Source organism: Niveispirillum sp. FG156, from assembly GCF_057809555.1.
The window spans coordinates 43,449-58,162 of record NZ_JBMDKE010000013.1; the positions used below are offsets into that span (position 1 = coordinate 43,449).

Below are 14,714 nucleotides of genomic sequence, written 5' to 3' on the forward strand. Positions count from 1 at the left end.
TGGGCGGAGGGGCGCCAGGGCAACCGACCGGGTGGAACAGCGGCGGCAGCCATTTCTTGAGAATTGACACATCATGTCTGCAACCATGCGGGCGGGAACGCCCAATGACGACTATCTCTATTCGGAATCACCCAAGGATACGCTGGCCGGCGGTGCCGGCGACGATACCTACGACATCCTGCATTACGGCACCATTATCCGCGAGGAAGCGGCTGGTGGGCACGATCTGGTCATCGCCCATATCGATTTCGTACTGCCGGATTTCGTGGAGGATCTCAGCCTGGAATATGCCGATCGCGGCCACATTCCAAACCCGGCGACCCGCGGCCCGCTGGTGGGCATCGGCAATGCGCTGGATAATGTGATCCTGGGCAATGTCTTGAACAACACCCTGCGCGGCCTGGGCGGTGACGATGTCCTGAAGGCCGGGGGCGGGCATGATCTGGTCCTGGGCGGCACCGGTCACGATATCCTGCTGGGTGAAAGCGGCAATGACACCTTGATGGGTGAGGCCGGGAACGACGTGCTGAATGGCGGCTTCGGCGACGATATCCTGATTGCCGGCATGGGCGAGGACCGGCTAGTCGGCGGTGATGGGCTGGATATCGCCTATTTCGACAGTCCGGCCAACTCATATCAGTTCACATCGGCCAGCAGCAGCCAGGGCCAGTATATGGTCACCAACACCAAGCTGCCGCAGTTCCAGGAAAGCGCCGATATTCGCGGCGTGGAAGTGGCTGTATTCGGTGTCGATGTGAAGCTGCTGATACCCATCACCCCCGGTACCGGCCCCGCCGGCTTTGACGAGGCGTTGTACCTGTCCCGTTACAGCGATGTCGCGGTCGCAGTGCGCAATGGCAGCTTTGCCAGCGGCTGGGAGCACTTTCAGCGGTATGGTGAAAAGGAGGGACGCGATCCCAACGCCCTGTTCGATGCCGATTATTATCTGGTGCAGTACAAGGATGTCGCTGCCGCCGCTGCCCGTGGGGAGATAACCGCCTGGTCCCATTTCAGCCAGTATGGCTGGAAGGAAGGGCGCGATCCATCGGCCCTGTTCAGCACCAAGGCCTATCTGGCCGCGAACGAGGATGTGCAGGCGGACGGCCTGAACCCGCTGCTGCATTTCCTGACGGTAGGTTCGACCGAGGGCAGGCTGGCCCAGATCGCCAATTCCACGCTGGACTGGCTAGGGTGACATTACACCAGCGGCCTTTAATCCCGACAGGTCGGGATTAAAGGCTTCGGCGGCATGAGCCGCCGCCGCGCCCGTCGGTGCGGATACTAACGGTCAAGAATCTTGACCGTTAGTATTACGTTCCCGCGTCGTTTTGTCCCGCGACAGGGGGCGGAACGGGGCGTAGCAATGAAGGGTGGCCGTGCCGATGACCGGGCGGCCATTCCCATATCCGCGCAGCCGCTTTTATACAGGTGCGTCATGTATGTTGTTTATATGCTGCTGGGCATGCTGGTTGGCCTGCCCTTTGCCGGTGTCTTCTATTACGCCATGTGGATGTTCCTGACCGGTGGCGATGCCGGCGGCGGGGACAGCAGCCCCTTCTGATCCCCACATGCGCTGCCTGACGGCCCTGATCCTGACCTTCGCCGCCCTGGCTTTGCCCTGTGCGGCAGAGCAGACGCGCGTGCATGTCGTGTCGGAGACGCGCGCGCCTGGCGTTGCGGCGGATGACAGCCGCCAGATTGTCGATATCACCGGCCCACCCTGGAACAGCATCGCGCGGGTACAGACCAATATCGGCGGCAAATGCACCGGCACCGTGATCGGCACCCGTCTGGTGCTGACCGCCGCCCACTGCCTTTACAATCCCCGCACCCGCCGCCTGCTGGCGGCTGGGTCGCTGCACGTGCTGCTGGGATATGAGCGGGGGGATTACAAAACCCACCTGACGGTCGATGCCCTGCATGTCCCCGCCGCCTATGACGGCACGAAACCGGGGGAGAGTGTGCGCCATGACTGGGCCCTGCTGCGCCTGTCGGGGCCGGCGGATGTCCCCGTCCTGGCCCCCGCCCCCCGCGCCGCCGCAGCCGGCGACAGCGTGGCCCTGGCCGGGTTCAGCCAGGATCGCGTGCATCTACTGATGGCCGACCGCGACTGTGCGGTGACGGCGCAGGGCCGCCCGGCAGGACCGGGTGGAATGCTGATCTTCCATTCCTGTTCGGCCAGCCGGGGCACCAGCGGCGGGCCGCTGCTGGTCCGTACCGATGGGCAATGGCGGGTGGGCGGCGTGAATATCGGCATTACCGCCCAGGCCGGCAATCTGGCCATCTGGCCCGACGGGCTGGACGGTGCCATCAAGGCGCTTTCCGCACCCTAATACTAACGGTCAAAATTCTTGACCGTTAGTATCCGCGCCGACTGGCGCGGCGGCGGCCCATGCCGCCGAAGCTGAAAATGCCGACCCGTCGGTATTTTCAGCCGCTGGTAAAACGCGGGCAAGGCTTTCCCCGCATTGCGGAAATAGCCTATAGTCGCTGCGACGAGTTTTCCCATCGCCCGTGGAAAGAACCGCTGCCTATGCCCGACCCGATGTCCGGCGACGATCTCGACCGTTCCTCCATCCTGTCCGTACCGGTCCAGGTGTCGGTCCGCCTGGGCCGCCGCCGGCTGCGCATCAGCCAGCTTTTGCGCATGGGGGCGGGCGATGTGGTGGATCTGGAACGCGTCGTGGGCGATCCGGTGGATGTCTATGTCAATGACCGCATGGTGGCGCGGGGTGAATTGGTGGTGGTCGATGGCCGTCTGGGCCTGACCATCGTGGAACTGATGCCCCAGGCCACCCGTGGGCGTGAACCGCTGGGCCCCGGCCCCGGTGAATGACCGGCGCCGTCATGGACAATGCGCCCAAACGCATCCTTCTGATCGATCCGGATGCCGCACTGCGCCAGACCCTGGCCGAACAACTGGCACAGCAGGAGGGAATGCTGCCCGTGCCCGCGGCCACGGGGGAGGCGGCGCTGGCCATCCTGGCCGATCATGGCGCCGATGCCGCCCTGCTGGACGGGGTGCTGGCCGCTGAAGGCCTGATCCCGGCCCTGCGGGCGGGCGGCCTGACGGGGCCGCTGGTCCTGCTGTTGCCGGCGGGCATGGGCGTGCCGGCGGGGGCAGATGATCATCAGGACAAGCCGATCCGCCTGGGCACGCTGCTGGCCCGGCTGAAGGCGCTGCTGCGTCAGGCAGAGATTGTGCAGGCGACGACCGCCCTGTCGGTACGGATCGGCCCCTATCATTTCCTGCCGGCAGCCAAGCGGCTGGAAAGGGGGGACGGCACCGCCATCCGCCTGACGGAAAAGGAAACGCAGATCCTGGATCATCTCTGCCGTTGCGGCGGCATGGCGGCGCGGCAGGACCTGCTGGACAATGTCTGGGGCTATGGCGCCGGCATCGATACCCACACGCTGGAAACCCATATCTACCGCCTGCGCCGCAAAATCCGGGCGGGCCTGGGCCAAGATCCCCTGCTGCTGCGGGTGGATGGCGGCTATCGACTGACGCTGGAGCCTGTGCCGGCATGACGCCTCCTTCCCGCCGCGCCCTGCTGGCCCTGTTCGCCCTGTCGCCGCTGGCTGCCTGTTCATCCGGTCCAAGGCCGGAGGATGAGGAAGGGTTGCCGCCCGACTTGGCCCCCTTGCCGGCGGTGCGGCGCATCGTGCTGTCCCATGCCAAAAGCGGGGAACGGGTGGATGTGGTCTATTTCTTCAACAATGCCTATGACCCCCGCGCCATGCAGAAGATCGAACTGCTGCTGCGCGACCGGCGGACGGGGCAGGTGGGGCGCATTGACCCGCTGCTGATGGATTTCATGTTCGACCTGTTGCAGCGCACGGGCCTGCCCCCCTCCACGGAGGTGCAGGTGACGGACGGGTTCCGTTCCCCCGGCACCAATGCCGATCTGGTGCGCGACAATCCCAATGCCGCCCGCGAAAGCTATCACCTGCAGGGCCGGGCCATGGATTTCAAGGTGCCGGTCCTGCCTGGTCCTGCCCTGGGTGAGATTGCGAAAACCATGCAGCGGGGCGGCGCCGCCTATTACCCGACGACGGGCCATACCCATATTGATACAGGCCCCAACCGCACCTGGAAAACGCGATGAGGCGCTGGCTGCTTGCGCTTGCCATTCTGCTGCCGCTGACCGGGTGCAAACCGGTCCTGACGGCGCGCATGCCCATCCTGCCCACAGGGGACGAACTGCCCGCCGGCGCGGTGCCCCGCGATCTGCCCACCGGCACCGGCGACACGCTGACCGTCACCGAGGAGAAGATGCGGGTGGGCGTGCGCTATGTGGTCAGCGCGCCGGGCGGCCGCGTCGGCTCCATCGCGTTCGAACCCGTGCCCGACATCCCGCTGACCCGCATCCAGGTGCCCGGCGGCGAGGCGCGTGCTGTCTTCCTGGCTCAGGGCCGGGTGACCCAGGCTGGGCTGGAACGGCTACTGCACGGCACCCGCCACGCCAAGGATTTGGCCCGCACCCTGACCGAGGGCGTGGGTAATGCCGAGGAACGCTACCTCTTCGCCTTCTTCGCCCTGATGCGCCAGGGCACCGACGCCCCGCGCCTGGCCCTGATCCAGTGCGGGGTGAGCCATTCCGGCCAGGAACCCATCGCCAAGGCGTTTCAGGCGCAGGCCGCCCGCCAGGGCCTGAAACTGGATGCCGATGGCGACCTGATCCGTCTGCCCAACCGTGATCTGGCCCTGTCGGTACTGTTCCAGGGATTGCGCGACGCCCTGGCCAACGGCGACTGCCGCGCGGACTTACCGTTGCAGCTTCCTGATTTATAACTTCCTCAAACGTCGGCGCGGCATCCGCCGCTTGGCTTCACGCGGCATGGGCCGCGCGGCGGCGGTCGCCGCCGTACCAACGGTCAGTTGCACTGACCTTATGGTTACAGTGATTGCGCCCTACCCCATTTAAGCACTCGTGACCGCCATTCGACCCGTGTGATGGCGCGCTTCATGTGGTAGGGATACGGCGACCGGCTGCCCATTCCTGGGGGTCGGGCCCGGTGCTTCGCGGATGGAACTGGTCAGGCCATGACGATGATGAGCGGCACCCCGGCCATCGTGCCGGAGGTGGGGCGCAGCCCCGATCCCGCAGCTGGCGCGCGACGCCTGCTGGCGCGGTTGCGCGATGTCATGGCGGGCAGCGGGTCCGCGCAGGACCGGCTCGACAAGATCGTGATGACCATCGCCCATGAGATGGCCGCCGACGTGTGCTCCTGCTACGTCATGCGCGCGGGCGAGGTGCTGGAACTGTTCGCCACCATCGGTCTGAACCCGGATGCCGTCCACAAGACTCGCATGCGGGTGGGCGAGGGTCTGATCGGTGACGTAGCGGCCCATTCGCGGCCCATCGCGCTGGCCAATGCGCCCAGCCATCCCAATTTCGCCTATCGTCCCGAAACGGGTGAAGACCCGTTCAACGGCTTCCTGGCCGTGCCGATTGTGCGCGGGGGCCGCGTGCGCGGCGTGCTGGCCATCCAGCATAAGGACCGCCGCGATTATGACGAACAGGAAGTGGAGACGCTGCAGACCATCGCCATGATCGTGGCCGAACTGGTGGTCGTGGGCGAACTGGTCGACAGCCGCGAATTGTCGGTGGTCAATGATCTGGTCCTGCTGCCGTCGCGCGTGGAGGGCACCAGCCTGAACCGCGGCGTGGGCATGGGCGTGGCCGTGCTGCACCGGCCACAGCTGACCATCCGCCAGATGGTGGCCGATGATCCGGAGGCGGAGCTGGCGCGCCTGAAAGAGGCCGTGACCAGCATGCATTCGGCCATCGATCAGATGCTGATCGCGGTGGGCGAGTCTGACAGCGAACATGCCGAGATCATGCAGACCTACCGCATGGTCGCCGCCGACCGCGGCTGGCTGAACCGCATCCGGGAGGCGATCCGGTCGGGCCTGACGGCGGAAGCCGCCGTGCAGCGCGTGCAGGATGACAATTCCACCCGCATGGCACAGGTGGCCGATCCCTATATCCGCGACCGGCTGCTGGACCTGAACGACATCACCAACCGGCTGTTGCAGCATCTGGCCGGAAAGCCCGTGGTGGCCACGGGCGGCACCCTGCCGGATGAATTCGTGCTGGTGGCCCGCAATCTAGGTCCCGCCGAACTGCTGGATTACGACCGCCGCCGCCTGCGCGGGCTGGTGCTGGAGGAAGGGTCGGCCTACAGCCATGTGGCCATCGTGGCCCGCGCGCTGGACATTCCCGTGGTGGGACAGGCCGCCGACATCCTGCGCCGGGTGGAGCCGCTGGATTTCCTGATCGTCGATGGCGACAATGGTCAGGTCTTCGTGCGGCCCGCCGACGATATCCAGGCCGTGTTCGTGGCCAGTCTGGCCGCACGTCAGCGCCGGCAGGCCGAATATGCCAAGCTGCGCGAACTGCCCGCCGTCACACGCGACGGGCAGGATGTGAAGCTGATGCTGAATTGCGGGCTGCTGATCGACCTGCCGCATCTGAAGACGACGGGGGCGGACGGGGTCGGGCTGTACCGCACCGAAATCCCCTTCATGGTCCGCCCGTCTTACCCCGATGTGGCGACCCAGTTCGAGAATTACAGTAAGGTGCTGGAAGAGGCGGGCGGCCTGCCCGTCAATTTCCGTACCCTGGATGTGGGCGGCGACAAGACGTTGCCTTACTTCCCGGAGCTGGGGGAGGAGAACCCGGCGCTGGGCTGGCGCGCCATCCGCATCGGTCTGGACCGGCCCTCCATGCTGCGCAAGCAGCTGCGTGCCATGCTGATGGCCGGGGCCGGGCGTGACGTGCGCATCATGTTTCCCATGGTCGCCACGGTCGCCGAATTCATCCAGGCACGCCGCATCCTGGACCTGGAGGTCAAGCGCCTGAAGGATGGCGGCAATCCGGGTCCGTCCGCCCTGAAGGTGGGCGTGATGATGGAGGTGCCGGCCCTGCTGTTCCAGCTGGATGCCCTGCTGCCGCTGGTCGATTTCATGTCGGTCGGGTCGAACGACATGTTGCAGTATCTGTTCGCCAGCGACCGTGGCAATCCCATGATGAACAACCGCTACGACCTGCTGTCGCCGGCCCTGCTGCGCGTGCTGAAGATGCTGGTGGAAAAATGCGGGGAGGCGGGGGTGACCCTGTCGCTGTGCGGGGAAATGGCCAGCAAGCCGCTGGACGCCATGGCCCTGCTGGGTGTGGGCATGCGCCATCTGTCCATGTCGGCGCCGGCCTTTTTCGAGGTGAAAAGCATGCTGCGCTCGCTGCATGCCGGTGACCTGGCCGCCTATATGGATCAGCTCTATCACCTGCCCGTCCGCAGCCTGCGGCCCTACCTGAAGGCCTATGCGGCTGATCACGGTGTCCGCTTGGGGTAATGCCGGAGCACCGGGCGCGTGGGTTGCGCGAACCCGCTCCCCGTTGCTAAGAGAAATAGCGTAAGGCAAAGGGTCAAAGCCGGCGGGGAACCATGGGCGACCAGTACGGACGACAGCAGGATATGCGCGACATGCGCAATGGCGGTGCGGCCACAACAGCACCGGAGCCGGAGGCACAGCATGCCCATCCGTCCGCCGGCCCCCGCCATGTTGGCGAGGCGCTGAAGGCCCGGCGTGAGGCGCTGGGCTACAGCCTGCCTGATCTGGCCGCCAATCTGCGCATCCGCCAGAACTTCCTGGAAGCGATCGAGGAAGGGCGCTGGTCCGACCTGCCGGGCCACGCCTATTCCACGGGCTTCCTGCGCTCCTACGCCCAGATCGTGGGGCTGGACCCCGGTGCCGTGCTGCTGCGGTTCAAACAGGATGCGGCAGGGCATGAACCGGCGCCGGAACTGTATTTTCCCGAACCCGTGAATGAAAGCCGCGTGCCCGGCGGGGCCGTGCTGCTGATCTCCGCCCTGCTGGCGCTGGGTGTCTATGGCGGCTGGTATGTGCTGTCGGCGGCGGACCGGTCGGTGGGCGATCTGGTCCCGGCCCTGCCGGAACGCCTGTCCAAGCTGATCTATGGCGATGGCACCGTCGTGGAACCGCCGCCCACCCCCACCACCGTCCTGAACCAGGGACAGGTGGAGGCGTTGGTGGAGGCGGCACCGCCATCGGCACCGGAGGTGGGGTCGGCCACGACGACCGGCCTGCCCGCCGCCCCGCCCATGCCCCCCGCCAGCACGGCTACACCGCTGCCCGCCACCGACACCACGCCCGTGGCCCAGGGCCCGGCGACGGAGGAGGATAGCGAGGTGCCGCAGCTGCCCGACCTGGGTCAGGCCCCCGCCCCGACCACGGCACCGGAACCCGCCACACCCGATGTGGAACCGGTGGCCGCCGGTGAGGTGTCGGGCACCCCCGCCGCCCCCGCCGCCAACGCCCCGCCCGCCACCACCGAACAGGTGGTGCCCACGGGCCGCGTCTTCGGTCTGGCCGACGGCAAGGTGCGCGTCACCATCCGCGCCGTGGAGGATAGCTGGATCGAGGTGCGCGACGGTAAGGGCACGCTCTGGGCCTCGCGCGTGCTGCGCCGGGGCGACCTGTTCCGCGCCCCCGACGTGCCCGGCATGGTGCTGAACACCGGCAATGCCGGCGGCCTTGTCGTGTCACTGGATGGCCGCGACCTTGCCCCGCTGGGCGCCAAGTCCCAGGTATTGCGCAGCGTCCCCCTGGCCCCCGAGGCACTGGCAGCGCGGTAACAGGACACCCAATGCGGATCATCTCGCGACGGACCCTGAAGGAACATTGGGAGATGCCGGGGCGGGCCGATAGCGAAACGCCGCTGACAGATTGGTACAATATTGTCCGGCGTGCCGATTGGGCCGATACTGCGGCGGTGAAGGCGCAATTCCGGTCGGCCTCCTTCGTGGTGACCGGGTTGTTTTCAACATTGCCGGCAACAAATACAGGCTGGTTGCCGGCATCGACTATCGCTACCGGACCCTCTATGTGAAGTGGGTCGGCACCCATGCCGAATATGACAGGATCGACGTCAGGGAGGTGTGAGACATGGAAATCCGTCCAATCCGATCCAACGCCGACCATGCGGCCGCCCTGGCCGACATCGACTGGCTGTGGGGTGCCGCCCCTGACAGCGACGACGGCGCCCTGCTGGAAGTGCTGCTGACCCTGGTGGAGGCTTATGAGGAAACCCATCACCCGATCCCGGCCAGCGACCCGGTCAGCGCCATCCTGTTCATGATGGAACAGCGCGGCCTGCGGACCGAAGACCTGGAACCGATGATCGGGCGCGGCAAGGTGGCGGACGTGTTGAACCGTCAGCGCCCGCTGACCCTGCCAATGATCCGCCGGCTTTCCGCCGCGTTGCATATCCCGACCGACATCCTGGTGCGCCCCTACACCGTCAAACGCGCAGCCTGACCCTGAATCCACCGACCAAAAGAGCATCATGAGCCCCAACCACGATCCCGCCGCCCACCGCCCCTGGCGTCAGATCCAGCGCCGCACGTCCCGTCAGGTGCGGGTCGGGTCGGTGCTGGTGGGGGGCGACGCGCCGATCACCGTGCAGACCATGACCAACACGTCCACGGCGGACGCCAAGGCCACGATCGAACAGATCCGGCGGGCCGAAGAGGCGGGTGCCGATATCGTCCGCGTCTCCTGCCCGGATGAGGAAAGCACGGCGGCCCTGGGTGAGATTGTGCGCGCGGCACAGGTGCCGATCGTGGCCGACATCCATTTCCACTACCGCCGCGCCATCGAGGCGGCGAAGGCGGGGGCCGCCTGCCTGCGCATCAACCCCGGCAATATCGGGTCGGCGGAGCGTGTGCGAGAGGTGGTGCAGGCCGCCAAGGACCATGGCTGTTCCATGCGCATCGGCGTCAATGCCGGCAGCCTGGAACGCGAGTTGCTGGAGCGTTATGGAGAGCCCTGCCCCGAGGCGCTGGTCGAAAGCGCCCTGACCCATGCCAAGATCCTGGAAGATCATGATTTCCGGGAGTTCAAGATATCGGTGAAGGCATCCGACGTCTTCCTGGCCGTTGCAGCCTATCAGGGGCTGGCGGAGGCGTGCGACTACCCGCTGCATATCGGCATTACGGAGGCAGGCGGCCTGCGGGCCGGTACCGTCAAATCCTCCATCGGGCTTGGCATGCTGCTCTGGTCCGGGATCGGCGACACGATCCGCGTCTCCCTCTCCGCCGATCCGGTGGAAGAGGTGAAGGTCGGGTATGAGATGCTGAAAAGCCTGGGCCTGCGCCGCCGGGGCGTCACCGTCATTTCCTGCCCCTCCTGCGCGCGTCAGCAGTTTGACGTGATCAAGACGGTGGAGGTGCTGGAAGAACGCCTTGCCCATATCACCACGCCGCTGACCGTCTCCGTCATCGGCTGTGTCGTGAACGGGCCGGGGGAGGCGACCATGACCGATATCGGCTTCACCGGCGGCGGCAAGGGCACGCATCAGGTCTATCTGGGCGGCCTGCCCGCCCACCGCCTGAAGGACGAGGCCATCGTCGACCATCTGGTGAAGCTGGTGGAAGAAAAGGCCGCCGCCATCCGCGCGGGGCAGTAGGTCACGGGTGAACGCGAGTGAACCCCGACGAGCAACGGTATCATTGATGTCGGGGTTCGCCTTCGGCTCACCCGCGACCTACGGCAATCGACACCTGGGAGGCTCCCGCTATTACAGCCAGCCGCGCTTGCGGAAGTACCAGAGCGGCAGGACGGCGGACAGCACCATCAGGCCCAGCGCCAGCGGATAGCCGAAGCTCCAGTCCAGTTCCGGCATATGTTCGAAATTCATGCCATAGATGCTGGCGACCAGCGTCGGCGGCAGGAAGGCGACGGACGCAACCGAGAAGATCTTGATGATATTGGTCTGCTGGATATTGATCACGCCCAGCGTGGCATCTAGCAGGAAGTTGGTCTGCATGGCCTGAAAGGCCGCATGTTCGACCAGCGAATGCACGTCGCGGCCAATGGTCTTCAGCCGCGATTTCTGGTCCTTGTTCATGCGCGGGCCGGCCACGGTGGTGGCAAAGGCCACCAGCCGTTCCAGCCCAGCCAGACTGTCGCGCACCTTCTGCGTCAGGTCGCCGGCCCGGCCCACGGCGGTGATGACGGCACGCATCGACACCGTGGTGGGTGGGCGGCGGCGGACATGGGTGCGGTCCACCACCTGATGGCGCGGCGCCTTGGCCCCGTCGTGGGTTGCCAGCGTCTCCACCGTCCGATCCTCATGATCGGCAAAGACCCGGTGCGACAGCCGGTCCAGATCGGCCGTGACCCGTTCCAGAACGTCAGCGGCCCGGTCCACCACGGCCTCCAGCAGGCCCAGGAATGCCTCCATCGGGCAGGTCACCAGTTCCTGCTGTTTCAGGGCGCGGGCCGCGAAGATGGCGAACCACAGCGGTTCGGTATAGCGGATGGTGACCAGCCGGTCGGGCGCCAGCACAAAGGTCAGCAGACCACGTTCCAGCGGGCCGGTGGCGGAGCGGACAATGACCGGCGTGGTCATGAAGGCCACCTCCCCCTCGGTATAGAGGCGGGAGGAGGTTTCGATCTCGTTGATGTCTTCCAGGGTCGGCAGGTCCGCCGACAGCAGGTTGGAAACGGTCAGCCGCTCCATCTCGTCCGGGTGCAGCAGGTCAAGCCAGACCGTGCCCGGGGGAATGGCATCCCCCGGACCCACGGCCTGGGCCGTCAGGCCGCTGGCGTCCCGGACGTAGGCCGTAATCAAAGGCCGATCCCGGCGGGCAGGGGCACACCGGCGCTACGGCAGGCGGCGGTGACGGTATTGGCCAGCAGGCAGGCGATGGTCATCGGCCCCACCCCGCCCGGCACCGGCGTGATGGCCCCGGCCACCGACGCCGCCTCGACATAGCAGACATCGCCGACGATGCGGGTCTTGCCGGCGGCGGCCGCCACCGGATCACGGGCCGGCACGCGGTTGATGCCGACATCGATGACCACGGCCCCTTCCTTGATCCAGTCACCCTTGACCATTTCCGGACGGCCCACGGCGGCGACCAGGATATCGGCCTCGCGGCAGACGGCGGCCAGATCGCGGGTGCGGGAATGGGCGACCGTGACGGTACAGTCGGCCTGCAACAGCAGCTGCGCCATCGGCTTGCCCACGATGTTGGACCTTCCCACGACGACGGCATGCATGCCGCGCAGGTCCTTCACAATATCCTTCAGCAGCATCATGCAGCCCAGCGGCGTGCAGGGCACCAGGGCCGGCAGGCCCACCGACAGGCGACCGGCATTGACGACATGGAACCCGTCCACATCCTTGGCCGGGTCGATGGCTGACAGCACCGCCTGGGCATCGATATGGGCGGGCAGCGGCAGCTGCACCAGGATGCCGTGGATCGAGGGATCATTGTTCAGCTGGTTGACCAGACGCAGCAGCTCATCCTGGCTGGTGGAGGCGTCCAACCGGTGGGTGACGGAATGCATGCCGGCCTCGCGGGTCTGCTCGCCCTTGTTGCGGACATAGATGGCGCTGGCCGGGTCCTCGCCCACCAGCACGACGGCCAGACCGGGGACCAGGGCATGGGTGGTGCGCAGCTGCTCCACGGCGGCGCCAATGCGCGCCCGCAAGCCGGCGGCGAAGCCCTTGCCATCGATGATGCGTGCCTCGGCCATATCCGGTCTCCCCGTTCTCTCAACAATAAGGTGGCTACAGCCCGCCCAGCCAGTCACTCAGCCAGGGCATCAGGGCCTCTGTCTCGCCGGCAACGAATAATATCTTTGACCGGTCCGTGCCACCCGCGACGACGCCGATGCTGCTTTTCGGAATTCGCCACGCTTTGGCCAGCAATTCGATGATGGCGGCATTGGCCTTGCCATCTTCCGGCACGGCGGTGACCGCGATCTTCACTTGGGCGCGCCCATCCGCCCCTTCCGCCACACCCTGCACCGCATTGCGGCTGGCCCGCGGGGTGGCGCGGACAAACAGACGCACACCGCCCTGGGCCGGTTCCAGCGGCGGCTTAACGCTCATCCGATCATCCCGTAATTCAGGATCAGGCGCTGGATGAACATCACGATCAGGATCAGCACCACCGGCGACAGATCGACGCCCCCCAGATTGGGCAGGACATTGCGGATGGGCCGCAGCGCCGGTTCCGTCAACCGGTACAGCACGTCAGAGATCATGTAGACGGCGCGGTTGCGGGTGTTCACCACATTGAAGGCGATCAACCAGGACAGGATGGCCGAAATGATCAGCACCCAGACATAAAGATCCAGCGCCACATAAAGGATTTCGGCGATGGTGTGCAGCAGCGGGTCCATGTTCATCCCATGTCCGGTGGGCGGGCGGCGGATACCGCCCCGCATCTGATGTGGAACGTAATGTCGCGACCCCGCCCTGTCCACCCCCGCGCGGGTCCGCCCCGGATCGGGACCATGGGGCCATGCGCCGAAAGTGGGACTGGCCCGTGATGGCATGCTTGACAGGGCGGGGCCGGATACGCATTATCCGCGCCACTTCGGGGGCCTGCCGTTCTGGTGGGTTCATGGTGCGGGGCCGTAGCTCAGCTGGGAGAGCGACGCGTTCGCAATGCGTAGGTCGGGAGTTCGATCCTCCTCGGCTCCACCATTCCTCCGGGTTTCCGATCAGACGTGATTTTCGGGTTCGGCAGATGCAGCGCTGTTCCGGCATGGCCGACCTGATATGCTGGTATCCACGCCCTTTGGCGGGAAGACAACAGCATGCCCACTGAAATCCGGCACATCATCTTCACTAATGAAGAGGTGATCCGCGCGGTCGTGGATTATCACCGCCGTTCGGGAAGCCCTCTGCCGTCGGGCAGCATCATCCGCCTGGAAGTACAGACGGAGCCGCAGGTGCGTTGCGCTCTGCATATCGGGCTGGATGACGGGGCGCGGCAGGTGCAGTGGATCGATAACCCGACGCTGGCCGCCTGTCTGATCTTCTACTGCATCAATCAGCGCATCCCGCTGCCCACCAAATCGGCCAAGCAGCTGCATATGATGAACGACAAGGTCACCCTGGTCGTCCACAAGAATGCCCAGACCGACCGGGGCGGCGCGCGGGTGGCGTGATTTGGTCCCTCAGGCGCCGGGCGCGCAGCGGCTGCGGTCGGGGCACCCTATTGTTGCAGTGCGGTGAATATAGACAGTCCACAATGACGGGCGCACCATGCCTGCCACCTTCCACCATGGCGGTCCCAGCCCCATGATTTCAGGCACGGCAAAACGGTCCGACGATCCCATGCCCCCGCCCGCGGAAACCGCTCCCGCCCTGTTGCAACCCCTGCTGCCCTGGTGGCGGGCGCTGCCCCGCGCGGAAGGGTCCTTGCCGCTCTGGACCGGGGAACTGGTCTTCGACCTGAAACCCTGGCTTGGCCACCTGCTGATGGCGCGGTTCCCGCGTGACGGGTCGGGCGCGCATTACACGCTGTATGGTTCGGCGCTGGTGGAATTCACGGGTCGCGACCTGACGGGACGGGGCCTGCGCGATGCCAGCAAATCACCGGGTTTCAAGCTGACCGCCGACAGCTATGTGACGGCGCGGCAGACCGGGCGCGCGCATTGGAGCCGGGTCCGCGTCGATCTGCCGGGTGGAGATACAGTGCGCTATGACCGGCTGCTGCTGCCCTTTGCCTGTGCCGATGGCGATGCCCGCGTCCTGGGCGCCATCCGTTTCGACCGCCGCCTGCCCCGGCATTGGGATGCCGATGACATGCGCCTGTCGATCGAGCAGGAGGCGCTGCTGGCGTGAGGGAGGGCGATGCCGGGGTTTCCGCGGATTACGCTT

18 protein-coding genes and 1 tRNA gene are annotated in these 14,714 nt (G+C 66.1%); 15 read left to right on the top strand and 4 right to left on the bottom strand.

From position 1 onward, the window contains the following. The first annotated feature begins 73 nt into the window (after positions 1-73). From ACODSP_RS10150 to ispG, 12 genes are all read left to right on the top strand, one after another. Entirely contained in the window at positions 74-1,195 is a 1,122-nt protein-coding gene (locus ACODSP_RS10150; RefSeq protein ID WP_488965483.1) for a calcium-binding protein, read from the top strand. A 240-nt stretch (positions 1,196-1,435) separates the two neighbouring features. Further along, entirely contained in the window at positions 1,436-1,561 is a 126-nt protein-coding gene (locus ACODSP_RS10155) for a hypothetical protein (protein WP_488965484.1), read from the top strand. Positions 1,562-1,568: 7 nt separating this feature from the next. After that, entirely contained in the window at positions 1,569-2,333 is a 765-nt protein-coding gene (locus tag ACODSP_RS10160; RefSeq protein ID WP_488965485.1) for a trypsin-like serine peptidase, read from the top strand. Positions 2,334-2,533: 200 nt separating this feature from the next. Then, positions 2,534-2,836: a flagellar motor switch protein FliN gene (fliN, locus tag ACODSP_RS10165; RefSeq protein WP_054168127.1), complete on the top strand. Its 303-nt coding sequence runs from the start codon at positions 2,534-2,536 to the stop codon at positions 2,834-2,836. After that, a complete protein-coding gene (locus ACODSP_RS10170; protein WP_488965486.1) occupies positions 2,833-3,531 on the top strand; it encodes a response regulator transcription factor in 699 nt (232 codons plus the stop codon). The genes fliN and ACODSP_RS10170 overlap by 4 nt, the downstream gene beginning before the upstream one ends. Then, on the top strand, positions 3,528-4,109 hold the full coding sequence (locus ACODSP_RS10175) for a YcbK family protein (protein WP_488965487.1): 582 nt from the start codon (positions 3,528-3,530) through the stop codon (positions 4,107-4,109). Before ACODSP_RS10170 ends, ACODSP_RS10175 begins: the two co-directional genes overlap by 4 nt. After that, positions 4,106-4,795 (top strand): hypothetical protein, encoded by a 690-nt coding sequence (locus ACODSP_RS10180; RefSeq protein WP_488965488.1) that lies wholly within the window; start codon positions 4,106-4,108, stop codon positions 4,793-4,795. The genes ACODSP_RS10175 and ACODSP_RS10180 overlap by 4 nt, the downstream gene beginning before the upstream one ends. Before the next feature lie 261 nt (positions 4,796-5,056). Continuing rightward, a complete protein-coding gene (gene ptsP, locus ACODSP_RS10185) occupies positions 5,057-7,360 on the top strand; it encodes a phosphoenolpyruvate--protein phosphotransferase (protein WP_488965559.1) in 2,304 nt (767 codons plus the stop codon). 92 nt (positions 7,361-7,452) lie between these two features. Next, entirely contained in the window at positions 7,453-8,664 is a 1,212-nt protein-coding gene (locus ACODSP_RS10190; protein WP_488965489.1) for a helix-turn-helix domain-containing protein, read from the top strand. Positions 8,665-8,782: 118 nt separating this feature from the next. Beyond that, positions 8,783-8,971 (top strand): type II toxin-antitoxin system HigB family toxin, encoded by a 189-nt coding sequence (locus ACODSP_RS10195; RefSeq protein WP_488965490.1) that lies wholly within the window; start codon positions 8,783-8,785, stop codon positions 8,969-8,971. Between the two features lie 3 nt (positions 8,972-8,974). Then, the gene (locus tag ACODSP_RS10200) at positions 8,975-9,346 is read left to right on the top strand and encodes a helix-turn-helix domain-containing protein (protein WP_488965491.1); all 372 of its coding nucleotides are present in this window, start codon (positions 8,975-8,977) and stop codon (positions 9,344-9,346) included. Positions 9,347-9,374: 28 nt separating this feature from the next. Then, on the top strand, positions 9,375-10,496 hold the full coding sequence (gene ispG / locus ACODSP_RS10205) for a flavodoxin-dependent (E)-4-hydroxy-3-methylbut-2-enyl-diphosphate synthase (protein WP_488965492.1): 1,122 nt from the start codon (positions 9,375-9,377) through the stop codon (positions 10,494-10,496). Between the two features lie 111 nt (positions 10,497-10,607). Here the strand turns inward: ispG and ACODSP_RS10210 are convergent, their stop codons facing one another. From ACODSP_RS10210 to ACODSP_RS10225, 4 genes are read right to left on the bottom strand one after another with little or no spacing between them, the layout of a single operon-like run. Beyond that, positions 10,608-11,663 carry a magnesium transporter CorA family protein gene (locus tag ACODSP_RS10210; protein ID WP_488965493.1) on the bottom strand — a complete coding sequence of 352 codons (1,056 nt, stop codon included), beginning with the start codon at positions 11,661-11,663 and terminating at the stop codon, positions 10,608-10,610. Further along, positions 11,660-12,574, bottom strand: a complete 915-nt coding sequence (gene folD, locus ACODSP_RS10215) for a bifunctional methylenetetrahydrofolate dehydrogenase/methenyltetrahydrofolate cyclohydrolase FolD (protein ID WP_488965494.1) — start codon at positions 12,572-12,574, stop codon at positions 11,660-11,662. Before folD ends, ACODSP_RS10210 begins: the two co-directional genes overlap by 4 nt. A gap of 34 nt (positions 12,575-12,608) precedes the next feature. Continuing rightward, positions 12,609-12,932, bottom strand: coding sequence for a DUF167 domain-containing protein (locus ACODSP_RS10220; RefSeq protein ID WP_488965495.1), 324 nt, complete (start codon positions 12,930-12,932; stop codon positions 12,609-12,611). Beyond that, positions 12,929-13,225, bottom strand: a complete 297-nt coding sequence (locus tag ACODSP_RS10225; RefSeq protein WP_488965560.1) for a YggT family protein — start codon at positions 13,223-13,225, stop codon at positions 12,929-12,931. The genes ACODSP_RS10220 and ACODSP_RS10225 overlap by 4 nt, the downstream gene beginning before the upstream one ends. Positions 13,226-13,456: 231 nt before the next feature. Between ACODSP_RS10225 and ACODSP_RS10230 the strand changes: the two genes are divergently transcribed. The 3 genes from ACODSP_RS10230 to ACODSP_RS10240 all read left to right on the top strand — a co-directional run bounded on the left by ACODSP_RS10230 (position 13,457) and on the right by ACODSP_RS10240 (position 14,678). Continuing rightward, positions 13,457-13,532, top strand: a tRNA-Ala gene (locus tag ACODSP_RS10230). Positions 13,533-13,645: 113 nt separating this feature from the next. After that, the gene (locus ACODSP_RS10235) at positions 13,646-13,999 is read left to right on the top strand and encodes a hypothetical protein (protein ID WP_488965496.1); all 354 of its coding nucleotides are present in this window, start codon (positions 13,646-13,648) and stop codon (positions 13,997-13,999) included. A gap of 97 nt (positions 14,000-14,096) precedes the next feature. After that, on the top strand, positions 14,097-14,678 hold the full coding sequence (locus ACODSP_RS10240; RefSeq protein ID WP_488965497.1) for a PAS domain-containing protein: 582 nt from the start codon (positions 14,097-14,099) through the stop codon (positions 14,676-14,678). Positions 14,679-14,714 lie beyond the last annotated feature (36 nt).